25 protein-coding genes are annotated in these 24,916 nt (G+C 49.1%); 24 read left to right on the top strand and 1 reads right to left on the bottom strand.

The window, feature by feature from the left end:
- The first annotated feature begins 30 nt into the window (after positions 1-30).
- From ACFPQ4_RS05815 to fliS, 15 genes are all read left to right on the top strand, one after another.
- Positions 31-792 (top strand): ComF family protein, encoded by a 762-nt coding sequence (locus tag ACFPQ4_RS05815; RefSeq protein WP_378110839.1) that lies wholly within the window; start codon positions 31-33, stop codon positions 790-792.
- Positions 793-917: 125 nt separating this feature from the next.
- On the top strand, positions 918-2,102 hold the full coding sequence (locus ACFPQ4_RS05810) for an acyltransferase (protein ID WP_378110838.1): 1,185 nt from the start codon (positions 918-920) through the stop codon (positions 2,100-2,102).
- Between the two features lie 88 nt (positions 2,103-2,190).
- Entirely contained in the window at positions 2,191-2,601 is a 411-nt protein-coding gene (locus ACFPQ4_RS05805) for a flagellar protein (protein ID WP_378110837.1), read from the top strand.
- A gap of 82 nt (positions 2,602-2,683) precedes the next feature.
- Positions 2,684-2,947: a flagellar biosynthesis anti-sigma factor FlgM gene (flgM, locus tag ACFPQ4_RS05800; RefSeq protein ID WP_378110836.1), complete on the top strand. Its 264-nt coding sequence runs from the start codon at positions 2,684-2,686 to the stop codon at positions 2,945-2,947.
- 36 nt (positions 2,948-2,983) lie between these two features.
- Entirely contained in the window at positions 2,984-3,487 is a 504-nt protein-coding gene (locus ACFPQ4_RS05795; RefSeq protein WP_378110835.1) for a flagellar protein FlgN, read from the top strand.
- A gap of 35 nt (positions 3,488-3,522) precedes the next feature.
- Positions 3,523-5,082 carry a flagellar hook-associated protein FlgK gene (gene flgK / locus ACFPQ4_RS05790; RefSeq protein WP_378110834.1) on the top strand — a complete coding sequence of 520 codons (1,560 nt, stop codon included), beginning with the start codon at positions 3,523-3,525 and terminating at the stop codon, positions 5,080-5,082.
- Between the two features lie 31 nt (positions 5,083-5,113).
- Positions 5,114-6,037 (top strand): flagellar hook-associated protein FlgL, encoded by a 924-nt coding sequence (gene flgL / locus ACFPQ4_RS05785; RefSeq protein ID WP_378110833.1) that lies wholly within the window; start codon positions 5,114-5,116, stop codon positions 6,035-6,037.
- A 24-nt stretch (positions 6,038-6,061) separates the two neighbouring features.
- Complete coding sequence (locus ACFPQ4_RS05780) at positions 6,062-6,628, top strand: DUF6470 family protein (RefSeq protein ID WP_378110832.1); 567 nt, start codon at positions 6,062-6,064, stop codon at positions 6,626-6,628.
- A gap of 68 nt (positions 6,629-6,696) precedes the next feature.
- On the top strand, positions 6,697-7,134 hold the full coding sequence (gene fliW / locus ACFPQ4_RS05775; protein ID WP_378110831.1) for a flagellar assembly protein FliW: 438 nt from the start codon (positions 6,697-6,699) through the stop codon (positions 7,132-7,134).
- A gap of 14 nt (positions 7,135-7,148) precedes the next feature.
- On the top strand, positions 7,149-7,397 hold the full coding sequence (gene csrA / locus ACFPQ4_RS05770; protein WP_378110830.1) for a carbon storage regulator CsrA: 249 nt from the start codon (positions 7,149-7,151) through the stop codon (positions 7,395-7,397).
- 114 nt (positions 7,398-7,511) lie between these two features.
- A complete protein-coding gene (locus ACFPQ4_RS05765; protein WP_378110829.1) occupies positions 7,512-8,279 on the top strand; it encodes a flagellin N-terminal helical domain-containing protein in 768 nt (255 codons plus the stop codon).
- A 122-nt stretch (positions 8,280-8,401) separates the two neighbouring features.
- A complete protein-coding gene (locus ACFPQ4_RS05760; protein ID WP_378110828.1) occupies positions 8,402-8,806 on the top strand; it encodes a flagellar protein FlaG in 405 nt (134 codons plus the stop codon).
- Between the two features lie 12 nt (positions 8,807-8,818).
- Complete coding sequence (fliD, locus tag ACFPQ4_RS05755; protein WP_378110827.1) at positions 8,819-10,633, top strand: flagellar filament capping protein FliD; 1,815 nt, start codon at positions 8,819-8,821, stop codon at positions 10,631-10,633.
- A gap of 6 nt (positions 10,634-10,639) precedes the next feature.
- Positions 10,640-10,966 carry a hypothetical protein gene (locus tag ACFPQ4_RS05750; RefSeq protein WP_378110826.1) on the top strand — a complete coding sequence of 109 codons (327 nt, stop codon included), beginning with the start codon at positions 10,640-10,642 and terminating at the stop codon, positions 10,964-10,966.
- A 1-nt stretch (position 10,967) separates the two neighbouring features.
- Positions 10,968-11,348, top strand: a complete 381-nt coding sequence (gene fliS / locus ACFPQ4_RS05745; protein WP_378110825.1) for a flagellar export chaperone FliS — start codon at positions 10,968-10,970, stop codon at positions 11,346-11,348.
- A 62-nt stretch (positions 11,349-11,410) separates the two neighbouring features.
- Here the strand turns inward: fliS and ACFPQ4_RS05740 are convergent, their stop codons facing one another.
- Entirely contained in the window at positions 11,411-13,345 is a 1,935-nt protein-coding gene (locus tag ACFPQ4_RS05740) for a tetratricopeptide repeat-containing glycosyltransferase family 2 protein (protein ID WP_378110824.1), read from the bottom strand.
- A 137-nt stretch (positions 13,346-13,482) separates the two neighbouring features.
- Here ACFPQ4_RS05740 and ACFPQ4_RS05735 point away from each other — a divergent pair, with 137 nt between their 5' ends.
- From ACFPQ4_RS05735 to ACFPQ4_RS05695, 9 genes are read left to right on the top strand one after another with little or no spacing between them, the layout of a single operon-like run.
- Positions 13,483-14,307: a LicD family protein gene (locus ACFPQ4_RS05735; RefSeq protein WP_378110823.1), complete on the top strand. Its 825-nt coding sequence runs from the start codon at positions 13,483-13,485 to the stop codon at positions 14,305-14,307.
- Between the two features lie 21 nt (positions 14,308-14,328).
- Positions 14,329-15,081 (top strand): phosphocholine cytidylyltransferase family protein, encoded by a 753-nt coding sequence (locus tag ACFPQ4_RS05730; protein ID WP_378110822.1) that lies wholly within the window; start codon positions 14,329-14,331, stop codon positions 15,079-15,081.
- Complete coding sequence (locus ACFPQ4_RS05725) at positions 15,044-15,799, top strand: class I SAM-dependent methyltransferase (RefSeq protein ID WP_378110821.1); 756 nt, start codon at positions 15,044-15,046, stop codon at positions 15,797-15,799. Before ACFPQ4_RS05730 ends, ACFPQ4_RS05725 begins: the two co-directional genes overlap by 38 nt.
- Before the next feature lie 9 nt (positions 15,800-15,808).
- A complete protein-coding gene (locus ACFPQ4_RS05720; RefSeq protein WP_378110820.1) occupies positions 15,809-16,855 on the top strand; it encodes a pyridoxal phosphate-dependent aminotransferase in 1,047 nt (348 codons plus the stop codon).
- A gap of 21 nt (positions 16,856-16,876) precedes the next feature.
- A complete protein-coding gene (locus ACFPQ4_RS05715; RefSeq protein ID WP_378110819.1) occupies positions 16,877-18,046 on the top strand; it encodes a LicD family protein in 1,170 nt (389 codons plus the stop codon).
- Between the two features lie 21 nt (positions 18,047-18,067).
- On the top strand, positions 18,068-20,593 hold the full coding sequence (locus ACFPQ4_RS05710; protein WP_378110818.1) for an NHL repeat-containing protein: 2,526 nt from the start codon (positions 18,068-18,070) through the stop codon (positions 20,591-20,593).
- A gap of 24 nt (positions 20,594-20,617) precedes the next feature.
- Positions 20,618-21,838, top strand: a complete 1,221-nt coding sequence (locus ACFPQ4_RS05705; RefSeq protein WP_378110817.1) for a glycosyltransferase family 2 protein — start codon at positions 20,618-20,620, stop codon at positions 21,836-21,838.
- Between the two features lie 29 nt (positions 21,839-21,867).
- Entirely contained in the window at positions 21,868-22,761 is an 894-nt protein-coding gene (locus tag ACFPQ4_RS05700; RefSeq protein WP_378110816.1) for a DUF1919 domain-containing protein, read from the top strand.
- Between the two features lie 52 nt (positions 22,762-22,813).
- Positions 22,814-24,913 carry a rhamnan synthesis F family protein gene (locus tag ACFPQ4_RS05695; RefSeq protein WP_378110815.1) on the top strand — a complete coding sequence of 700 codons (2,100 nt, stop codon included), beginning with the start codon at positions 22,814-22,816 and terminating at the stop codon, positions 24,911-24,913.
- Positions 24,914-24,916 lie beyond the last annotated feature (3 nt).

The following is a 24,916-nucleotide window of genomic DNA, read 5'->3' as shown; positions in this document are numbered from 1 at the left end:
GGTCGGCCGTGTCAGGCGACGTCTTCGAGTATGATCCCGATACATAATCCTGCGCCGCGCCGCCACTTGCAAGCGTTATGCGGCGCATGCCTGGCTTCGATCCCGTGGATCACGCATCCGCTTTGCCGCATTTGCGGCCGCGCGGAGGCATGCGAGGATTGCGCGAGAAGAACGATCCGGCATTACGCGGCATGCCGATGCGCGGTGCGTTACGATGACGCGATGAAAGAGTGGCTCGCCCGATATAAGTATAGAGGACATGAGCGGTTGGCCCCGATTTTGGCGGCGATACTCGCCTCGGCGCTTGAACGGCTAGAAGAATTACTGCTCTCGGAGGCTCCTGCCAAGAGAGTACAATGCACCAATAGCACTCAACGCACCATCCGCACGAGTCTTAACTCCGCCCCTCTTTTCCAAGCGATCACCAGCGTGCCTCTCTCCTTGGAAAGACATCGGGAACGAGGCTTCAATCAAGCGGAGAGTTTGGCGCTCCATCTATCCGAATGGTACGGCATCCCTTATCGGCCGATGCTGCGCAGGGTGAGGCACACGGAAAAACAAAGCCTCAAAAGCAGACGAAGCCGCGTCACGGACATGAGGGGCATTTTCGAGAGTGAGGAAACGCATGGTGCGCTCGTATCCCCCCTTCCCCAATTGCGCTGCAACATCTTGCTGGTCGACGACGTCTACACGACGGGAAGCACGGTTAATGAGTGTGCGCGAATCCTCCAACAATCGCATACCGACGCTCGCAACGTCCGTATCTTTGGCCTGACTTGGGCCCGATCCTAGACATCTCTGGGCAGTTGTCAATCGATTGTTCTTCCCGGCGCAATTCTCTCTATGTTATGATGTGGTGATGATAAGAAAGAGTCGAAACGTGCGAGATTCGCACGCATTTCGAGAGGGAGGCGCTAGTGGAACGTCGCGCGAAATTATCAGAGCTTGATCTAGTGCGGGCAATCGCGATATTCGGAGTCATCATGGTGCACTCGGTTTCTTTCGCAACGTTAGATATGAAAGAAACGAGCATTTACGGTCTCTACAACTTCTTGAATATTTTCTTCAAGATCGGTACAACGACCTTCATCATGCTGAGCAGCTTCGTGCTGTTCTACAATTACTATCCGCAACCGCTGACGGTCCAACGCTTCGCGAAATTTTATCGCAAAAGATTCGCATATATCGTGATTCCGTATATTTTGTTCTCGGCGCTGTACTTTGTAATCAGATGGTACGAGAACGACAAAGCTTGGGACTTGTCGGCGATGTTCCCGCAGCTGTGGGACGAAATTCTGCACGGCAAAGCCTATACGCACTTATACTTCGTATTCATAAACATTCAGCTCTATCTCTTGTTCCCGATTCTATTGTTCTTGCTTCAACGCGCTAAGTGGTTGGCTGCCGTATCTTTCCTGCTCGGCGTAGCTTTGCAGTGGGCTTTCTTCCACTACAATCGCGAATACTGGCAAGTCGCTAACCGCGGCAGCTGGTCGCCTTCGTACTTCGGACAATATTTTCTCGGGGCGTGGCTCGGCATATACTTCGATCGCATAAAATCTTGGCTAATAATATCCAAGGCCAATGCAAAGCTTTCTCGGATTATCGCATGGGTTATCCTGTGGGGAACATGGATCGCATTCGGCGCATCGTACGTGACGATTTGGTACAATGCGAGGCTGCACGGCACGCGTTATTCGCAGTTAACTTACGATTTGCTTTGGGACGGCTACACGATGTTAATGCCTCTCATCCTGATGCAAGTGGCATTCCTTCTCGGAAGCCGGATGAACAGCTCGTTCCTTGTCGGAAGGATGCGCCATCTCGGCGTCGTTTCGTTCGGCGTGTACTTGTTCCATCCGCTCGTGCTGATGGTTTACCGGAAATTCCCCGTCGAAGGCGGTGGCACGATGATCCATCATCTGTGGTACGCGGGCGGATTCGTATGCGCGCTAGGCATTTCGTGGGTCGTCGTAACGGTAATCAGTCGATTAACGAATTGGTCCTGGCTTATTTTCGGCAACGTGCCAGGGCAGTTGCAGGCCACTTACGGCGACAAAGAAAAGGCCAAGCAACCGGCTGCGCCTTCCGCTTCGGCATAGTTCTAAGTATGCATGCAACTTATTGTAAAATTTAGTATAATAGATCGTAATGGTAGTCGAATAATGTCGTTTGGGAGGAGGACGAAGTATGAATCTTGCCCACTGTCCCCGCTGTAGTCGGTTGTTCTCTAAGCATTTTCGCGAAGTATGCAATCAATGCCACCAAGATCTGGAGAAGGAATACGAGCGTTGCGTCGATCATCTCCGGAAGAATAAAGGCTTAACGATTCAAGAGCTATCCAATGAGACGGAGACTAGCATTAAACAGATCACGCGCTGGCTTCGCGAGGGCCGAATCTCATTGCTTAATGCGCCGAACATGACTTATCCTTGCGAAGTGTGCGGAACGCTCATTCGAGAGAGCAACATGTGCGATTCTTGCCGGACGCGGTTGCAGAAGGATGTCAATAACGCGAAGAACTCAGGGTTTTCCGCAGCGCAGGACTACCGGGGCTCCGGCGGTTATCAAATTACCGATAGGCACAAAGATCGTAAATAACGCATTCTCTAAACAATTCATAATCATTGACCGATAATAGGAGTATAGATTATCGGTCTTTTTATTTGCTGAGGTGATTGAAATGAAAATTAACGATTCGCAACGCATTGGCGCATACAGAACCTACCAACAACACAACGAGACGCGCACTAATCAAGCCGCGGGCAAGCGGCGCAAGGACGAGGTTCAATTTTCCGCGGAAGCTATGGAACTATTGGGCGCCCAACGTTCGGAAGAACCGAATCGCGCTCAGCGCATCGAGGAACTCAAGAATGAAGTGCGGTCGGGTACTTACTCGGTCGATGCAGGCGAATTAGCCGAAAAATTGCTTCCGTTCATCCGCTAAGGAGCGAACGGCAAGCAAGGGATAGAAGGTGACAGCATGGACATCCGCGAATTATGCGAGGCTTTGGAGACGATGGTGCTGCAGCACGATCAATTGATCGTGCTGGCCGAGCGGAAGAAGGAAGCCTTAATCGGCAATGACATAAATGTATTGAACGAAGTCGTGAACAAGGAGTCCCGGCTAGTAAAGCTGGTCGCGGAAGCCGAGAATCGCCGTCAGAAGGCCGTGGTCGTCTTGTTGTCAACGATGGGGCTTCGACCGCAATCGGGCTATAAACTCGCGGATCTGATCCGCATGGTCACGAATGCCGAAGATAAGTTGAAGCTGACGGAATTGGCAGAACGGTTGTCCCTCAAGTTGGGGCGGTTGAAGAACCTTGGGCACATTAATAGCCGTTTAACACAGCAAGCGATCGATTTCAACGATTTTTCGTTGAGTTTGCTGACCGGCGTATACGATGATCAAGATTACGTATATAAGAAACCTTCCGATACTACGCAAGGGAAATTGAATCTTAAGATGTTCGATTCCCGGGCATAAGGCAACCATCATAGGAATGAAACGAGGAAGATGACATGAGATCAACTTTTCACGGATTGGAAACGGCCAGGAGAAGCTTAGTAGCGCAGCAAGTAGCGCTGCAAACTACGGGCCACAACGTGGCGAATGCGAATACGGTTGGCTATTCGCGCCAATCGGTTAATATGGTCGCTTCCAAACCTATGGAAGCCGTCGGTATGACGAAGTCGACTGCACCTGGCCAACTGGGTACTGGAGTCGAGTTCAATTCGATTACGAGAATCCGCGAAAACTTCTTAGATGATCAATTCCGCAATGAAAATAAGAATCTCGGCAGTTTCACGATTCAGCAAGATACACTGCAGAAATTAGAGACAATCGTCAACGAACCTTCCGATTCCGGATTGCGTTCCGTTCTAGATAAGTTCTGGAACTCCTGGCACGATCTTAGCGAGAATCCGGAAGATTTAACGGCTCGGAAGCTCGTTCGGGAAACCGCCCGTGCTTTGACTGATGCTTTCAATCAGACTAGCAAGCAGTTGGAGGAATTGCGCTCGGACCTTAGCGAGAACATCGGAGTCAAAGTCGCGCAGATGAACACGTCCATCAAGACGATCTCCGAGTTGTCCCAGCAAATACGCCGAATCGAAGCTTTCGGAGATAATGCGAACGACTTGCGCGATCAACGGGACGTATTGGTGGACGAGCTGTCCAAAGTCGCTAACATTAGCGTACGGGAAACTTCCGATTCGTATCAGGTTACAATGGGCTCGCAAATGTTGGTAGATAACGCTAACGCAACCGTACTGACGGAAGATGGCCTCGTGGCGAGCGCGGGTTCGGATTTGACCGGCGGTGAAGTGTTCGGGATGATTCGCTCCCGTGATCAATTCGTCGTCGATTATCAGAATCAGCTGAACACGCTTGTTGACGGCATGATTAATGGCGACGTTAAGGTCACCATACCGGCCGGATCCGTATTGCCGGAAGGAACCGAGCTGGATGGAACCGTATATCGCGGCCCTGCCCGGACGTTGGCTACCGATCTTACCGTTACAGTCAAAGGGCTTAATGGTCTGCATCAGCTTGGTTATACTGCCCAAGATCCCCTTAAAGCCGGCGGACCGTTTTTCGTTTCCAAAGATGGCGGACCGGTAACTGCGGGTAACATTACCATTAGCACGGATATCGAAGCGGATGCTTCCAATATCGCCTCCTCGATGCGTACGGTAACGAACGGAACGACGGAAAGCGTCGTAAAAGGGAATAAAGACGTGGCGATGTTGATCGCCCAGTTCAACGATATGAAGATTGACTTCGGTTCCGTCAGCGCAACCGCCATCACGGGGGAAGGCACGGTCAGCGACTTTTTCCGCTCCGTGGTCGGTCAGCTCGGTATCCAAACGCAAGAAGCGGAACGCCAATCGGCGAACTCCCAAATGGTCGTCGATCAAGTCGACTCCCGCCGTCAGTCCGTCAGCGGAGTGTCGCTTGACGAAGAAATGGCCAATATGATCAAATTCCAACATGCATACAACGCCGCAGCCCGATTTATGACGACGATCGACGAAACGTTGGACAAGATTATTAACGGAATGGGCACAGTGGGCAGATAATAATTCGTATTAGAAAGCGAGGCTACCCCTTATGATGGGTCGCGTGACGCAAGGGACCATTACATCGCAACTGCTGCGCAATATTAGCTCGAACTTGGGTCAGTCGGCGAGTTTGCAAGAGAAACTTGCGACGGGTCGCAACATTAACCGTCCTTCGGACGATCCGGTGGGTATCACTTATGCCCTTCGCTATCGCAGCGATCTAGCCGTAAACGATCGCTACCAGTCCAACGTCGATACGGCGACTTCATGGCTGGATTTCAACGATACGATGCTATCTCAAGTCGGCGATGTCATCAAGAGGGCCAAAGAACTTGGCGTGCAAGGCGCCACGGGGACGAACCCTCAGGTGGCTCTGGACAATATCGCGAATGAGTTAGAGCAATTGAAAGCGCAAGTCGTTGATATTGCCAACAGCCAATTTAAAGGGAAATATGTATTCAACGGTCAATTTACGGACAAAATCACGTATGATCCTTCATTGGATCCGGCCAAAGTCGTAACAGATAACGGCGACATCAACTACATCGTTAATACGGGCGTTCAATTGGACGTTAACTTGAAAGGTAACGATGTGTTTGGTTATCCTCCAACTGGCGTAACGGCTCCGAAGAACGAAGATGACAACCTGTTCCATGTTCTCGATCAGATGATAAAGGCGTTGCGTGCCGGCAAACATGAGGACGTTAACTCCGAGCTTTCCAATCTCGAGAGCAGGTACGGCAAAGTATTGACGCAGCAAGCGGAAGTCGGGGCTCGCGTAAACCGAGTGGAGCTCATAGAAGACCGGTTGAAAGACTTGAACGTCAACCTCCAAACCCTGCAATCGAAAACCGAGGATGCGGATATGGAGGAGCTTATCATTAAATCGAAGGTTAATGAGAGCGTGTATCAAGCATCTCTTTCGGTCGGATCCAAAGTCATTCAACCGACGCTCGTCGATTTTCTCAGATAATGTTAGCGGATAGGAGGGATTGAATTGGTTCCATTCATATCGGTTCAATCCCAGAAAGGCAAGATCGGGATTCATTCCGAACGAGGTCAGTATGAGATCCGTAGACCGCAACCGGTGCTTAACATCAGTTCCAGGAAACCGGAGATTATCGCCCATAACAGGCCCGGGCAGCTCAACATTGACAACTCCCGAACATGGGAGGCGCTGGACGGGGGGAATATGGAAGTATTCTGGAGCCGTATCTATTCGCAGTACAAGCAGATCGCTCAGCAGAATATTAGCGAGATCGTAGCACAGGGGAATCAGCTAGGGGACCTTCGAATAAAAGGGAATCCGATTCCTGATATGGCTTTGGACGAATTTATCGAGGGAGCACCCGATTTACAGGTGTACGGGGAAGCATCCGTAGATAACACGCAATTTAATTATATCCCGAACGATCCGGACATTCAGTTTGTTCCCGGCGAGCTCAATGTACAAGCGCAAATTCAGCGTCCGGATATCAATTTCCACAGAGGTTCCGTCAACATCTACATGGAACAATATCCCAAAGTAACAATAACTCCGCCGGTGATCGATATCTCGGCATAAACCAGCTATAGGCGAGATTCTGTGCGCGCTATAGCTTTTATTTATTTTGAATACTTCGGGGGAACGATATGAACGTACATACGAAAAGATTCGGAGAGATGGACATCCAAGACCAAGAGGTTATCCGTTTTGAACAAGGGATTCCCGGATTCGAGAATTTGAAGCGCTTTGCTTTGGTCGAAATTCAAGACCACGCGCCTTTTTCTTATTTGCAATGTATCGATGAAAGCGAAATCTCCTTTATCGTAACCAATCCATTCGAGTTTTTTCCTGACTTCGAATGCGAGCTGCCTGATCCTGTCGTCGAGGCACTGAATGTAAGTTCCTCCGATCAGGTCGTGGTCCGCGTAATCGTATCTATTAATGGGGAATTGGAAGCGGCTACCGTGAATTTAGTAGCGCCCGTAATAATCAATCATGTAAGCGGATTAGGCAAACAAGTCGTTCTGGCCAAGACAAGCTATACGACGAGGCATGCATTATTTGAGGCGAGCGAGCCGAAATAGGGAGGGGTGGACATATGCTGGTGCTTTCCCGTCGTAAAGGCGAATCGATCGTCATTCAAGAACATATTGAAGTTACGGTGCTGGAAGTGGACGGCGATACGATTAAGATAGGCATCTCCGCTCCGAGAGATATCGAAATTTTACGTAAAGAGCTGATCACATCCGTGAAGGATATGAATAGGGAGTCCGTAAGTCAGCACACCGATATGGCGAGCTTGGCAGAAAAAATAAAAAAAATGAAAAAAAGTTCGCAAAAGCTATAAAACATTTTGTTCCAATGCCGATAATAAGGTTAGAGCCAGTCCGGGCGGCCGACCTGACTCTGGCAAATCCACATGGATGTGGACATACTTTTACTTTCAGGGAGGAAATTTACAATGCGTATTAACCACAACATTACAGCTCTTAACAACCACCGCAACATGACGTTGAACAACGTAGCAACTGGCAAGAACATGGAGAAGCTCTCTTCCGGTCTTCGTATTAACCGTGCAGGCGACGATGCTGCAGGTCTTGCTGTATCCGAGAAAATGCGCGGTCAAATCCGCGGTCTTGAGCAAGCTCAACGCAACGTTCAAGACGGTATCTCCTTCGTACAAACAGCAGAGGGCGCAATGAACGAAATCAGCTCCATGCTTGGTCGTATGAAAGAGCTGCATGTTCAAAGAGCTAACGGTACGTACACTACGAGCCAACAAGCCAACATCGACGTTGAGCTGAACGCACTTTCCAGCCAAATCGACAGCATCATGGACAACACGACGTTCAACGGCATCAACATTACGAGCACGATCAGCATTCAAGCTGATGATAACTCCGTAACGATCAGCATCACTGGTGTTGCTACGGCTAGCTTCTACGGTCTGGCAACTTCTGCCAAAATCGCCGGTATCGATAAGGCTATCGACGCTGTTTCCACGCAACGTGCAACCCTTGGTGCTATGCAAAACCGTTTGGAATACACTTCCAACAACCTCGGCACGACGATCGAGAACCTTACGGCATCCGAGTCCCGTATTCGCGATACGGACATGGCGAAGGAAATGGTCGAGCTGTCGAAGAACCAAATCTTGCTTCAATCCTCGCAAGCAATGCTTGCGCAAGCGAACTCCGCGCCACAAGGCGTATTGTCGCTTCTGCGTTAATCATCGCTCGCAAAAAAGACCTTGGATTCTTTCCAAGGTCTTTTTTTTTATTTTCTGCTAAAGAAAGGCTTGCCATTCGTCGATATAATAGATAGCACTATTATTTCGGACGGAGTGATTAGATGAAGATTCAGTCCTCGCCCATGATGAGCGTATCAACTGCTAGTAATACCGCAGCGACCAATAAATTCACGACTGAGAACGTTCCAGTGAAGCCTGCGGGATCGGCACTTGATGCGGAACTTGTTCGTACCGGCAAGGAAATGCACAACGCCGAGCTGCAAGGTGTCAAGCTGTCGGTAGGCGAAGAACAGCTGATCAAAGCAATCGACCGTGCAATCAAGGCGTTGGAGGGTCCATCCACGACTTTCGAGATGAAAGTGCATAAGGAGACGAAAGCCGTCACCGTGAAAGTGTTTAACAAAGAAACCGGTGAACTGATTCGTGAGATCCCACCGGAGAAGACTTTAGATTTGGTTGCTAAAATGATGGAATTTGCCGGCATCTTGATAGATGAGAAAGTATAGGAGGCGAATACGATGACGATGAGAATTTCGGGGCTTTCTTCCGGGCTAGACATCGATAGTATCGTCAAAAATTTAATGAAGGCGCAGCGCGCGCCGCTCGATAAATTAAACCAACAAAAGACGACGCTCGAATGGCAACGGGAACAATATCGTGACGTAAACATCAAGATGGTTGATTTCCGCAATAATAAATTGTTTAATTACGGATTGCAAGGCATGGTAAGCGCGAAGCAAGTAAAGACCTCAGGCAATACGTCCGCCGTGAGCGCTCAAGCCGGTTCTAATGCAATCGCGGGTTCGATGTCTATCGAAGTCAAGCAGTTAGCTACATACTCGTCCGTCGTCAGTACTAGCGGTGTCGGTCCGGTCGATAAATCGAAAACCCTAGACAAACTGAACGGCAGTTCTCTAAGCTACACGGCGACCGGCGGCAAAGTGGACGTTACCATTAACAATAAGACGATTCAATTGGACGAAACGGTTGATACGCTCAATTCGATGGTAGCCAAGATTAATGCGGATAAAGATATGAACGTGACTGCGTTTATCGATGGCACCACCGGCAAGCTGTCGCTCACTTCCAAAACGGGAGGAGTAACGCCTATCACGACCGGTGGAACCTTGTTGGATGATTTTCAACTCGGGGGTCTAGCCAGCTCTAGCGGAATTGGTGCAGTGACAACTGCTACTGATACGCTAGCTACGTTAAAAGCAGCAGGTAAGCTTTCCTATACGGCCGATGGACTCGGGAAAGTCAGCTTTTCGATTAATGGCAGCACGATAGCGGTTAACGAAAGTGATACGCTGGATACCTTACTAGGTGCCATAAATAGCGACGCGGGTGCTGCCGTGACGGCTACGATCGATGCAACTACTGGCAAACTTACAATTAAATCCGACGGTTCGGGATCAGTGGCCGTAAGCGGAGATTTGTTTGCTAAATTCAACTTGTCAGGAGAGGCAGTTGGTCAGAACGCCAAGGTAGTTATCAATGGCATCGAAACGGAGCGCGCAAGCAACACGTTCACGGAGAACGGCGTCACCATAACGTTGAATGCTTTATCCGCCGGCTCTGCCACGACGCTTAACATTACATCCGATACAGACAAAGTAGTTGACTCGATCAAGACGTTCATCAATCAGTATAACGATTTGCTTGAAACGGTGAATGACAAAGTAAATGAAGAGCGTTATCGCAAATTTCCTCCGTTAACTTCGGAACAAAAAGCGGAAATGAGCGAAGATGAAATTAAGCTATGGGAAGATAAAGCTAAGAGCGGTCTTATACGCCGAGATCCAACGCTTTCCACCATGGTAGATAGCATGCGGCTTGCGTCTATGACGGACGTTACGATCGACGGCGTCAAAGTCAATCTGGCTTCCCTAGGTATTGAGACAGGAGATTGGACGCAACGAGGCAAGCTGGTAATCAAAGACGAGGCGAAATTGCGTCAGGCCATCGAAGCTAATCCGGATCAGGTCGAGAAGTTCTTCACGCAACAAACGACTCAGACGAATTCGAAGCTGAAGGGTTTACCGACCAACCCGGATAACGGGCTATTTAATAGATTGTCGAACACGCTAATGACAGCGATTGAAGAGTTGTCGAGCAAAGCCGGCACGTCCAAATACAGCATCAGTAAAGATACGAGCTTCATTGAATCTAGCTGGATCAGCGAACAACTGCGAAGTTTGGATACCAAAATTGATAATACCAACGAGCGGCTTGATCGTATGGAAGTCAATTACTACAAGCAATTTACGGCAATGGAAACCGCGATGAACCGTTATCAATCGCAGTCTAGCGCCTTGTTCGGATCGAATTAATTCGCTATGGAAGAACTAATCATAGAAGTACTAGCGGAATCGTTGCGACTGGCGGATCCGGAACAGGATCCGGGATATGAAGCCTATGTCGCATTGACAGACTTAAGGCAAACATTAGTGGATGAAGTGAAATGTCGGGGTGCGTTGACCGATAACGAGAAATTATTGCTGAAAGAGCTTGCCAAATATGACAATGCTGTTTTTAGTCGTATGTTGGCTTTGAAGGAAGAAGCGGAAATCGGCATGCAGCGCATGAATGTAACGAAGAAACAAATAAACGCTTATGGCCACATGAACCTCGGAGAAAGCATCATGTTCGATAAAGGGGTATGAGATGATAAACAATCCATATCAAAAGTACCAGCAAGCGGCGGTTCAGACCTCCGGTCCGCAACTCGTCCTGATGTTATACGACGGAGCTATTAAGTTCGTTCGAGCGGGCATCGAGAGCATCGAGGAACGGAAACCGGAGAAGGCGAACACGAACTTGCAAAAAGCGCAGAGAATCATACACGAGTTAATTGCATCCTTGAATTTCGACTACGAAATTTCAAATAATCTCGTCCTGCTGTACGAGTATATGATTCGCCAACTGATTCAGGCGAATTCCCGCAAAGATGTTGTGCCTGCGCGTGAGGTAATGAACTATTTGGTCGATTTGAGGGAAACTTGGGCTGTGGCGATGAAGAAGCCGACTATGGAAAGCATGCAATAACAAGCATGCGCTCGAACAAAACCGCTAAGGGGAACGACCCTTAGCGGTTTTGTTTGTTTTTATTAAACTTTTAGAAGAGCTAATTCGGTGTATTCGGGATAGCGCTCGATCAGCTTCATTTTTATCGGAGCGCGGCGCTCCGGATCCGAACAGTGAGCTAAAAATTGAATATATAGTTTCGGGTTATCAGGCTTAATTTCGATTGCATGCTTCCAGAATTCCAAGGCATCCTCCGGATCTCCTTCGATGGTCTGGAGGAATGCTAGTTGGTCGCAGCTTTCAGCGGTCAACTGACCATTGTCGAGCAGATGCTGGTAGTACTGCATGGCGGGTTCTTTGTAATGCTTGAGCAGAAAGAAGCTTGCGAGTTGATTAATCAGGGGCGGTGAGCCATAGGTTTCGATCAAGCGATCATAAGCAACCCATTGCTTTAACACATAAAGTTGGCTTAATGTCTCAAACGCAGCGTGTTCGAACTGCGCATCGTCCGCTGGAGGATTGTGCTCTTTCAAGACGGTGGTCGCGAATCGCAGGAAGCCGTTCACTTCTTCATTCGTGGAATGAGCATAACGTTCGAGCCAATCGGAACGGGACCAGACGATTCCGCCCAAGACAATGATTTTGACGACCGTCAGTTCCTCAAGTTCTTGTTGCGAATAGCTCATCAATGCAAGATCAAAATCGTGTTGATCCTGCATTAATATTGCGTATTTTAACCGATCAGCGATGCCGACTTGGTTTATGGAGGATGTTGCATAGTGTCTAGCAAGCTCTTTGTTACCGATAGAAATCGCGATTTTTTTTATCACATTTGTTTTGGTCACATCGCCGTTGACATGCAGCAGTTTATTGAGAAAAGCGGCAATATTGGTCGCGTTATCTTTCAATGATAGAATCTCTATCAGTTTGATCATAGCGCTTAGATCTTTGTCGTTAGCCATGAGCAGGCGAGTTAAGTAGGTGACGGATTCATTCAAGTTGTTTTCTCTTTCGTAACCTAATGCCAACTGCCAGAGGGGCATCCTCATCCCGTAATCCGGATTGGCAATTGCGACCTCTTGCTTATTCGCTGAACGTTTCTCCGCTTCTTGGTAAGCAGCCAGAAACTCTTGCTTGCTCAGCTCGCGGAAGCCTAATTCAAGCAATATTACGCCGCGCAAGCACTTGATATCGGGGTATTGGATATAAGCTTGCAAATGTTGATCCATAAGATTTAATGACTCGACGAAGCGCCTGTGTCGCATACTGATTTCCAGCATGGCGAATATAATGCTTCGGTACCATACGGCTTTTTTGTCGCCGGATTCGAGAGCGATCCGAAGATGCTGCAGCGCTTCCTCGTCTTTTTTCATCGTCGCCAACTGGAGACCGATCATGCAATGGTCGTAGGCGTTAAAACCCCCATCAGCCTTCATATCATTAAAGATGGATAGGTTGCGTTCATGCTTGTTTTTAGATGTCATCACATGACTTAAATAACCGGAATGCAAAATTTGATATGGGATCTCGACAACGCGGGGGGAAACGCCTTTCGCAGGCCGCGGTTGTTCATGCAATGCGCGATGATAATGAAACTTCATTCGGTTCGCAAAAACGCGCGCAACCTGCGATTCGACGACTGTAGGATTATTCTGTTCTCCCTGGAAGTTACGGACGCACAATTGATAGATCGCGCTGTTCGTCGGTTTTTCCTTGGCCAGGAAATCGCGCATCCCGCGAATTTCTTTCTCTTCCATATATTCGTCGGCATCCATGACCAAGATCCATTTGCCGGTCGCGTGCTTGAGCGATTCGTTGCGCGCGGCGGAAAAGTCGTTGATCCATACGAAATCGTAAATTTTATCCGTATACGTCTGAGCTATCTCTTTCGTTCGGTCGGTGGATCCGGTATCGACGATGACGATTTCGTCTACGTAAGCTCGAACGCTTTGTAGACAACGTTGCAGGAAGGCTTCTTCGTTCTTCACGATCATACATACGGAAATGAGTTTATCCATAAAAAGCCTCCAATGTCGATGCCTGTCGAGAGTATCTGCAGTGCTTAAAGTGTAATATAATTTAGATGTAAAGTCCAAGTCGTAAAATGTCGATAAAGTAGGTAGTAAGCGCGCTGAAAGGCGATGATTATAGCGAAATGCAGAAATATAGCCAGAAGAAAATGTCGCAAGCTGAATTGCGAAAAATGCAACGGATACAGATCGAGTTGCTAGCGGAATTCGACGCGCTTTGCAAGAAGCACGGTATCCGCTACATCATCGCATCCGGAACGCTTTTGGGAGCGGCACGAAACGGTTCTTTCATTCCTTGGGATGACGACATTGACGTAGAGATGCTGCGCAGCGACTATGATAAGTTTTGCAAGATCGATAAGAGAGAATTCCGGGAAGACACGTTCTTCCAAACGAACAAGACGGACAAGCATTATCCATGGTTATACGGGAAATTAAGACGTACGGGTACGCAGGCGGTTCGTCTAGGTCAAGAACATCTGAAGATGAATAGCGGGGTATTCATTGATATATTCCCGCGCGATGGCGTGCCGAATCTTGCACTGCTTAGGTCGGTACGAGGAGTTGTAGCTGCGATGAGCCGAAAGATGCTCTATGCGCGAGTGGCCAGCAGAACGTCGGAGACATTCATCGGAAGATTAGGCTGGAGCGTCGTTCGATTGATTCCGAAGCAGGTGGCGTTCGGGATTGCAAAGCTTCTATCCCTTGTGTTCAACGAGAAACGCTGCGATCGAGTGGGTTGCATTGGTTATCATGGCCAAGCGGAGACGAACGGGTTTCGTAAAAGCTGGTTTACGGAAATGACGACGCTGCCTTTCGAGGGCGAACAATACTATGCGCCGGCGGATTGGGATGGCTACTTGCGTTACGTCTATGGGAATGACTACATGACGCCCCCGCCGCCGGAACGCAGGCAAATTACTTCTCCGCTTTCTTCCTATAGTTTATGACATTAAGAGAGGATGATAAGAATGAAGGCAATCTTACTTGCTGCTGGTCGCGGTACTCGAATCTCTCGAATGATTGAAGATGTGCCGAAATCGACATTACCTATTGCCGGAGTTCCGCTCATCCGTCGAACGGCGCAGATGCTGCTCGATTCGGGGTTCGAATTGGTCGTATGCGTAGGCTATCAAGCGAGCAAAATATACAAGGCTCTCGAAGGACTACCCGTTAATTATTATTTCAACCCTTTCTACAATGTGACGAATAGCATCGCGAGTCTGTGGTTCGCGCGCGAGGAGTTGCAAGGCGACTCGATCGTACTCAATGCGGATGTCTACTTCTCGAAAGAAATTCTTGATCTCGTGCTTAACGATAAACATGATGTGAGTATGGCGATCGATAAGACGCGTACGGAGGTCGGGGACTACTTCTTCTCGACGACGGACAACGGCTGCATTGAAAAGTATGGGAAGGAGCTTCCGCTCTCATCCCGTAGCTGCGAATATGTCGGGCTCGCCAAGATCAGAGGAAGCTTCATGGAGAAATTCCACGAACGTCTGGAATTGCTCGTGGAAACCCACCAGCACTCCTTATGGTGGGAAAATGTATTGTATTCCTTCACGGATACGAAAGAACAAAATATATATACCGTGGACGTCGGAGGGAGATTCTGGGCGGAGATCGATTACTTCGACGATTACGAACGGATTCTGAAGCACATCGAGAAGGAGGAAGAAGCCCTTGTCAGATCGGCACCGAATTTACGACGAGCGTATTAATATTAAGACGGAGAACACGCGCACTTTCTATGACGAACGGGCGAAGGCGATCGCAAGCATGGCTAACCCGTACGTAGCGGTATTGCTTGGAGATCAGAATCCGGGTCATGCCGAGGAGTGGAATCGGTTCGAGAAACAGTTCATTCTTCCGGAATTGCAAATTTCCCAGACGAACCGCTTGCTCGATATCGGGTGCGGGATCGGCCGGTGGGCGGAGTCGGTTATTCCGCTGAGTGGCTATTATTGCGGAACGGACTTCTCGTCGGAGATGGTGGAGACGGCCAGGAAGCGCAACCGTGTCGAAGGAAAGGCCTATGATTTCTACAACCTCTCCTTCCAAGAAACCGTACGGCAATCAGCGGAGTTTTACAAAGGGCAATTCGATCGACTGATCGTTGGCGGCGTATGCATGTACATAAATGACGAGGAGCTGCCCGCGTGTTACGAGGGATTGCTGCCGTTGCTAGCCGATCGCTGCGTCATCTACTTCACGGAGACAGTCGCGGTAGAAAGACGGTTGACGCTGGACGAATGCCCATCCGAAGCGCTGCGGACGAACTACGATGTTATCTACCGAACGCCGGAAGAGTATATTCAGCATTACAAAGTGTTCACAGACGCGGGGTTCAAGGTTCGCGAGCAGAGGTACTTGCCGCACTTGAACAATGAGAAGCAATTTTACGAGACGGATCGTTGGTACACCCTACTGGAAAGGTAGTCATGCGATATGTACGTGAATGAATTTATTAAAGATCTATATCGCGTGAAATTCCACGAAGAGCGCGATCAAGTTCTGCGATTGGATATGAATGAAAGTCCAGAGGGGCTTCCCTTGGATTTCGTAGAAGAAGTGAAGCGGAAGATTACGCCGGAGTTTCTAGCTACCTATCCGCAGAAGAATAGACTGGTTAAGCAAGTCTCGGCGCACTGCGGATTGCAAGCGGATCAGATTTCGATCACTAGCGGCTCCGACGAAGCGATGAGATTGGCGTTTCAATGCTTCGGCGAGCGAGGGAAGAAGGTCGTGACGGTCACGCCGACATTCGAAATGTACGGCGTTTATGCGGCGATGTTCGGGATGGAGCATGTGCCCGTAGGTTTTAATGCTGATTTTACGATTCCGGTAGAACGATTGCTTGAAGCCATTGACGAGTCAACCGGAATTGTCGTTATTCTCAATCCGAACAGTCCGATCGGAGCGACCTATACGGAGGACGAGGCGCACGCCATTGTCAAGAAGGCCGGCGCGGTTGGTGCGCTAGTAATCATCGACGAAGCCTACCACTACTACTACGTCCCTACGTTCATGCCCCTGTTAGCGCAATATGAGAACGTCATCGTGTTGCGGACTTTTTCCAAACTATGCTCGATTGCGGGTTTGAGAGTCGGCTATGCGGCAGGGAACGCGCGATTGATCGACTATCTGGAGAGATCCCAGTCGACCTTCAATGTAAGTAACGTCGGTTTGTTGTTCGCCGAAGAGATTATGAAGCGGCCTGATGTGATGGAAAACCAACGCGTCTCGGAGCAGGAAGGACGGATGTGGCTCGTCCGGCAGCTTGATGGCGCGGGATACCGCGTGCTGTCGTTAGAGGGCAACTTCATCCTGTTCAAGCCTAAAGGCAACGCTCGGGATATCGTGGCGGCGTTGAAGGAGCAAGGCGTCTGGATTCGAGATTATAGCTCGGGGTTGCTCGAAGGCTACTTGAGAATTTCTACCGGCCACATCGACTATATGCGAAGATTTTGGGATGCCTTTACGGCTCTGGATTGATGGCGAACAGGAGGCGGGAGCATGGCGAATCTACGTAGTCGAAACGTGTTGCCGAGAATTATTCAAGATGTGTCTGAACGAATGGACTCTTTACATACCGAGGGGAAAACAATCGTCTGGTTCGGCTACATCGCTTTGGTCGACGTTGTTCAGACTGCCTTAGCGGCCAAAGGACAACGGATCGATTATGTCGTCGATAACGATAAGCAAAAGTGGGGACGGGTCACCTACGGGGGTGTCCTGGTTTCTCCACCCTCCCATGTGCTGACTACGGTGCGCCAGAACGCCGTCGTCTTTATTTTTTCTAATTACGCGGACGCGATTATCGAGCAGATTAAAGGGTATGGATACGCGGACGATCAAATCATTCGTTTCCCAGCGCCGTCGGCTTATGCCGAAGAGGCGGAGGCTCTGCTCGGCGAAGAGGTCCTTGCTTTCCCGCGAATGACGCTTAGGGAGCTTCAGTTGGCCGAGATCGATATGCTCAAGGCGCTTCGCGAATTTTGCGCGGATCATCGATTGAAATATTATTTGGCGGGCGGAACGATGTTCGGCGCGGTGAATTACAAAGGATTCGTTCCGTGGGACGATGACATTGATATTTACATGCCTTATGAAGATTATGTTCATTTGATTAAGCATTTCCCCGTCGGCGGCAGATACGAGATCTTGCATTGGGAAGCCTACGACGAATTTTTCTGGCCGTACATTCAGATGGTCGATAACGCCACCGTTATATTGTACGGTAGTACGCCGATCAGTCTTGCGCAAGGCGTTTTCATCGATATTATACCGCTGACGGGCTATCCGGAAAATCGGGAAGAAATCGAATACCGAGTGAATATGAATCGCTACCTGGAATCAAAGTGGCGTTGGTTTTATAACTCTCGTGGCGTCGTTCAAACGGAACAATCGGATTATCGCGCGGACATTATGAAGAAGCGTTATGACTTGTCCTTCTACGACAGTCCGAACGTGGCTACCGCCGTCGAATTGTGGGGCGGGGAAGAGCAATGGATAGTGCCGCGAGACGTGTTCGATTACGGAACGACAATGGAGTTTGAGGGCGAGCAATTTTCGGTTGCCAAAGGTTATGAAGAGTACTTGAGGTTAAGGGCTAGAAAGTACGCGAACGCGCCGGTTTCGGCGATCCAGGTATCGCATCCTATCAATGCCTACCGGAAAAAATAGACGGAATGGATGGGACGCGGTATGCGGAAGCACCAACAGCAGCAACTTTTAGACTTGCTTCACACTTTGGAGGAAGCTCACGATGAATTAGCCCGGCAAACGGCGCACAATACCATCGTAAGCTTGCTTGCCGATTGCCAGGAATTCGCCTTGAAGATCGGCGGGTTCATCGAACAAATCGAAGGCGAAGGCACTCGAACGGTTGCGCTCTTGGAAGAGTATTGCGACTTGTTATACAAGGCGAGCATGGAGTTTGAACCGATGAATAGCGTCGCTCAGCTCAGGCGTCAGCTTATCGTCATTACGAATAGCGCGCAAGACGAGTTGAAGTCGAATAAGTTAGAGATCGCCTTCTTCCCGTACAAGGCTTCGATGTTCGATGCGTTAGAATCGATCTGGTTAGCAGCGAAGGACGATCCGCGGTGTGATGTCTACGTCGTTCCGATCCCCTATTATGATAAATTGCCGAACGGCCAGTTAGGGCAGATGCATTATGAGGGCGACCAATACCCGGCTCATATTCCGATCACGAACTGGCAGGAATATGACGTCGAGGCACGGCGGCCGGATATTATCTATATCCATAACCCATACGATAACGCTAACTTGGCTACAAGCGTTCATCCGATGTATTACAGCAAGCGGTTGCGCGAGCTAACCGATCAGCTTGTGTACGTTCCTTACTTCGTATCGAACGGCGACGTAAGTGAGGGATCTTGCGGACTCCCTGGGTGCATATACGCGCACAAAGTGTTCGTTCAGTCCGAGAAGGTTCGGCAGACGTACATTAGAGTGTATAAGAAGTTGGCGGAACAGCACCGTTTCGGTGAATTGTTCGGTCAACCGGAGAGCAAGTTCGTTGCGCTCGGATCTCCGAAGTTCGATAAAGTGGTGAACTCTCGCCGCGAAGATTACACTTTGCCGGAGCAGTGGGCCGAGTTGATGGTTCGGCCTGACGGCACGCGAAAGAAGGTTATTCTGTACAACACGGCAATCGGATCGCTACTATCAGGCAACGACGCGGTTCTGCACAAGCTGAAGTATGTGTTCGATGTATTCCGGGAGCGTGAGGATGTCTTGCTTTGGTGGCGTCCGCACCCTCTCAACGGCACCGTTTACTCGTCCATGCGCCCGCAGCTTCTAGCCGATTATGAAGCCATTGTGGCAGAATACCGACGTAGCGGCTTCGGGATTTACGATGACTCCGCGGATTCGCATCGCGCTATTGCCATGTCCGATGCCTATTTTGGAGATGGCGGTTCGCTGCTTGCGTTGTATTCTCTAACGGGCAAACCGACGATGACTCAGAACGTCAAAATAAAAGAGAGGGAAAGCTACAACAAATTTGCGTTTTCGCATGCGACGGACGATGGGGGCTATTGGTGGTTAAGCCTGCAATTTGGAGATTCGTTGATGCGTTTGGACAAGCAGACGAAGAAGATGGATTTTATCTCATTGATTCCGGACGAGCGTTATTGCGGATGGACGCTGTATTCGGATAGCATATTGTGTGGCCAGAAGCTGTTTTTGGCTCCCGCCGCCGCGAATGAAATCGCCAGCTATGATACCGTTACGGGAGAGTGGGAGAAAATCCCGTTCGAACTGAATGTTCCGGCAAGCGATAATTTATATTTTCCCGTGTACAAGTTTTCTGGAATCAAGAGGCATAAGCAATGGTTGTTCATCATCCCTAGCACTTATCCGGCGATAATCCGCTACAATCTGGAGACGGGCGAACTGGATTACGTGACGGATTGGGTCATCCCTCTGGAGAAGTACAAGCGAGATCCGGTCGGGATGTGGTTCTCCGATTGCTTGCAGGAAGGAGCGAGTCTTCTGTTGTCGGCATGCAACGCGAGTGCCGTCGTTATTTTCGATATGGAGAAATGCGTGTCAACCGTGCGGCCAATCGAAGGTACGAATATCGGGTTTGGCGGCATTTGTTTTGACGGCGAACAGTATTGGCTGACGCCAAGGAAGAATGGCAGCATTACGCGCTGGGACCGCAAGCGCAACAAATTCGAAGAGTTGACCGCTTTTCCTGAAGGATATGTCGGGGGAGGATTTCCCTTTGGTCATCCGATCTATGTGAATGGATCGATCTGTCTGTTCCCTGTTCAAGCGAATATGGCTATTAAGATCGATGCAGGAGACAAAAAGATGGCGAGCTTCGATACGATTCCCGTTAGTGCTGCGCCATTCGCCATCGCAAGAATGGTTGGCGACAAGTTAGTCGCGGTGTCCGCTCGGGAGAATCGCCTATTCGAATTGGACGTCCCTGAAGCGTTACAGCTTGAACACGAGATCGCCTTATCCGACGAGCGGGAAGCGAACCGGCAGGGACTATTCGGTTCTTACAATCAGGAGAGCGCCGCAACCGGAGCAGACGAGTTTTGCGATTATCTCCTTGAGCGCAACGAACTTGATTCCATCGACTATCGGCTACGCAATCAAATGGTAGGGAATATCGCCAATCCTGATGGCCACGCCGGTCTCGCGATTTATGAGAGAAGCATGCAAGCGCTATTGCGGACTGTGAACGCGTAATCAGTATGAATTGAGGGAAGGTACATGAGTGCCAAGGTCAGCATCGTTATTGCTTGTTACAACAAGGCGGAATATATCGGGGACACCCTTCGTTCGATAATAAATCAGGCGTGGAATCAAATCGAAGTCGTACTCGTGAATGACGGTTCAACCGATGAGACGGGAAGCGTCATAAAGGAATGGGAACCGCGCCTATCGGCCCGAGGATTTGATGTCATCGTCATTAATCAGGCTAATGCGGGCGTGGCGGCAGCAGTAAAGACCGGACTGCTTCGCTCGACCGGTAAATACGTTTGTTTTCCCGATGCGGACGATGAATTGGACCCCGAATATGTTTCGGAGCCGGTCAGGTTGCTGGAAGCCGATCCAAGCGTCGACTTTGCTGTTTGCGGCTTAGCTGCCAGAAGTATCCCGAACGGAACGCCGGTGTCCGTTACCTTTACGGACGAAATAAGCCCAAATACAGCAATCGAACAGGTTTTGTTGCAGAGGGTTCATAGTTCCGCCTGCGTGTACCTAATAACCCGGGAATATGCCGAACGCTGCGGATTGATGCGGATGGTCACTGACGGGGCTGCGTCGCAAGAACCGCAAATCACAACGCTGCTCTTTGCACACGAACATAAGTTAGAGAAGATCGATAGACCGTTTTACATTTACAATACTTTCTCAAGCGCGCTAGCTGCTGGCCGAGGTGAGCAGCAAGTTTCCGAACACTATAGAAACCGTCTCAGACTATACGAGCAGACCATCGAACAACTTTCAATAAGCCCGGAGGACAAGGCTCGGCTGAAAGGAATGGCTGCGATAGGTTGTAGGTATATGGTTACCTCGATCATGATGGACGGCGACGCGGACAACGAAGTATTTTTCCGTTCCTTAACGAATGCCATACTTGGGGTTAAGCCGATATGCCAACGGGTAACCGGGCGAATCATAGCGTTCGGTTCACTCGGCAAAGTAGCAAGAGGCTTGTTGCCGCTTCTTAAGGGAACGCCATGGGAGCCACATTTGTTTTGGGATCAAGCAGCTTTTCCGGGAGCCGCGCTGCACGACGGCTCCGTGGTAACGAAACCGGACGAGAATCATTTAGAGCGTGGCGATGTGTTGTTTTGTTTCCCGAAGTCTCCAGCTGTGTTCGCCGAAGTGCACAAGATTGCAAGCAGCAAAGGGGTTACAGTGCTTACGTGGAGCGATGTGATAGATTATCTCGCAGAGCAATATAATCCCTTGTTACATTGCTGATTATCTAGAAAGACAGAGGGGGGATTGCGGTGCCAACCTACAAGTGCATCGTCTGGGGAGTAGGCCTGGACTACGATCTATACCTCAATGCTGTTAAACATCAGGAACGATTAGGGAATATTGAAATCGTGGGCGTGACATCGAATCAATCGATTTATAGTCGTGTCGACGGGTATCGGTTTATTCCTAAAGAAGAATTGAAATCTATCGATTTTGATCTCTTGATCATTGCCAGCTTAGGGAGCTTCAATGCCATACGCCAAGATGCGATTGGTCGTGGAATCGATGCCCGAAAGCTCGTAAGCATCAAATTATTTGCTTTACCCGAGCTGGATCTAGATAAGTATTTGGCCATAAAAAACGGTAATCTTACGATATTTTCGAACAACTGTTGGGGTGGAATCACCTATAATCGCTTGGGAATGGAGTTCCTGTCTCCGTTTATTAATATGTTCGTTAATACTGCGGACTACTTGAAAATAATGAGTGCTCCGCGGCATTATCTTGGCTGCGAGCCGACGCTGACAAAATACTTGTACGAGTCGGAGCTAAAGCGAGAATACCCGGTATGCCGCCTTGACGATACGGAGCTGTATTTCAATCACTATGCTACCCTGGAAGACGCGGTTACGAAATGGAACAGTCGTAAAGCTAAGATCAACTGGGATAATTTATTCGTAATGATGTTTACGGAGAATTTCGAGGATGCGAGCCGATTCATTGAGCTGCCGTACGAGAACAAAGTTTGTTTTGTCCCGTTCGAGACAACGGAAACTGCGCTGTTAACCATCGACTATGCCCGCATTGGAGAGATGGAGAAAGTTCCGTTCTGGGCAATCGTAAACGGTCTTGCGTCGGGGATGTACAAATATTACGACATGCTTGATTTATTGCAGGGAAGCCGTAATCGTAACAGAATCTAGCTTCGGTGACGGTAAGCGCGGCAAGCTGAAGTTGCTGGAAAGGGGCATAGCCATGACGAAACGGTTAGGTTTCTTTCATATCCATAACATCGAGGGCATCGTGCATGATTATGTTGCCTATTTGTTGGATGAGGTGGCGCGGAACGTCGACCATCTAGTCATCGTAAGCAGCGATCCATTGCAAGAAGATGGTGTTCGGAGGCTTACGGATTATACGGAAGATTTATTCGTGCGCGATCGGTATAGCAGCGACAGCGCGGCTTTTAAAGATCTTCTTAGCGGAAGGTACGGTTGGGACAAGGTGCGACAGTTCGATGAACTGGTCATCGTGAATGACACCTGTTATGGACCGCTATACTCACTGAAGCAAGTATTCGACGAAATGGATCGGAGAAGCGCAGACTTCTGGGGGGTAACCAACCAATACCCTTTCCCTAATCCGTGGGGGAAATCCAGCACGGAGAAGCATGTGCCCTATCATGTTCAGTCTTACTTTCTTGTCGTTAAGAGAAGTTTGCTGCAAAGCGAGGATTTCAAACGTTTTTGGGACTCGTTGGGAAGCATTGATTCGCGGGAGGATTCGCTTCTGAAATACGAAGCGAGGTTTACTTCGTACTTTACCGAATTGGGTTATACGTCGGAAAGCTACATCGACACATTCGGTCTGACGCCAACCGATGCGGATAATAATATCCTACATATGCATCACAATGCCCATATTTTAACGGACCGGTACAAATGCCCTTTTGTTAAGTGCGAAAGTTTTGCCATCCCATTGGAACAGAGTCTAAATGTGTCGGTCGGCGCAGATATGAGGAAAGTGGCCGATTATGTTCGCGACCTCAAGGATTATGACGTGAAGTTGATCTGGGATCATTTGTTGAGCACGCTCGACGTATCCGATTTGCACGATAACCTTCATTTGGATTACCTATTGCCGTCAAGGGCATTGAATGTCTCAAGCACCAAGGTGCCATGTAAAAAGGCGGTCGTGATCGCGCACCTCCACTATCCCGAGCTGGTCGAAACGTGTTTTTCATTTCTTAGGCAAATCCCGTCGGATATTGATCTAATTATCACCACGAAAATGACCGAAACTAAAGAGAAGATCGAGGCTTGCATGTCCGATCTAAACCGGCGTAATTATCGGATCCTTATGTCCACGAACCGAGGCAGGGAAATTAGTTCGCTTCTCGTTAGCTGCAAGGCCTATTTAACGGAATACGAGTACCTCTGCTTCGTGCATGACAAGAAAGTCACGAGCGATTTGGGTATTCCGAAGATCGGACAAGACTTCATGAATCTATTGTGGGAAAACACGCTGAAGAGTCCGGAGTATATTTTAAATGTATTGAATTGTTTCGATGAGAATCCACGCTTGGGCTTGCTTGGTCCTCCGGCACCTTATCATGCGACTTTATTGAGCTCCGGCGTCGAGTCATGGACTCGCAGTTTTCCCGAATCGGTGAAGCTTGCGGAACGATTGAAATTAAATTGCAAACTATCGAAAGACAAACGTCCTTTCGTTCTCGGAACCGCATTCTGGTGCCGGACAAGCGCATTAAGAGCATTGTTTGAATATGGCTTCGAATACGAGGATTTCCCGCCTGAGCCTCTGCCGGGGGACGGCAGCATGAATCATGCGATCGAACGCATTCTCCCTTACGTTGCGCAACATCAAGGTTATTACAGTGGTCTTGCGATGCCTGCGGAGTCGGCGGAAATTCAGACCGTGAACTATCGCTATTTGTTCGCGAGCATGATGCGTCGGATGAGGCAAGGATCGATCATGGATAATTATGCTTCGGGAATCGATCTTCATAATTTGTTGGACGTATTCGCAATTGAGGAGCGCTTCTCGGGCTTCTATAGGAAGCATTCTAAAATACTGTTATACGGTACAGGAGAGATCGCCGAACGCTTTGCCGAGGATTTCAATGAAAAAGGATTGAAATTCGATGGCTTCGTTCTCTCGGACGGACGGAGGGGCGCGTTGCAGCAATTTCTCGGATTTCCAGTATACGAATTATCGGAAATAAAGCCCTCTCGCGATACGGGGATTATACTTGCGATAAGTCGCTCGAATCAAAAGCAAGTTTTCCCGTTATTGAATGCAAAGGGTTTTGAAAATGTGTTTTCTATTTATTCGTAAGGA

Origin of the sequence: Cohnella yongneupensis, assembly GCF_042655785.1 — a bacterium.
Classification (GTDB): Bacteria; Bacillota; Bacilli; order Paenibacillales; family Paenibacillaceae; genus Cohnella; species Cohnella yongneupensis.
The sequence above is the reverse complement of the archived record's forward strand: the minus strand, read 5'-3'. Positions and strand labels throughout refer to the sequence as shown.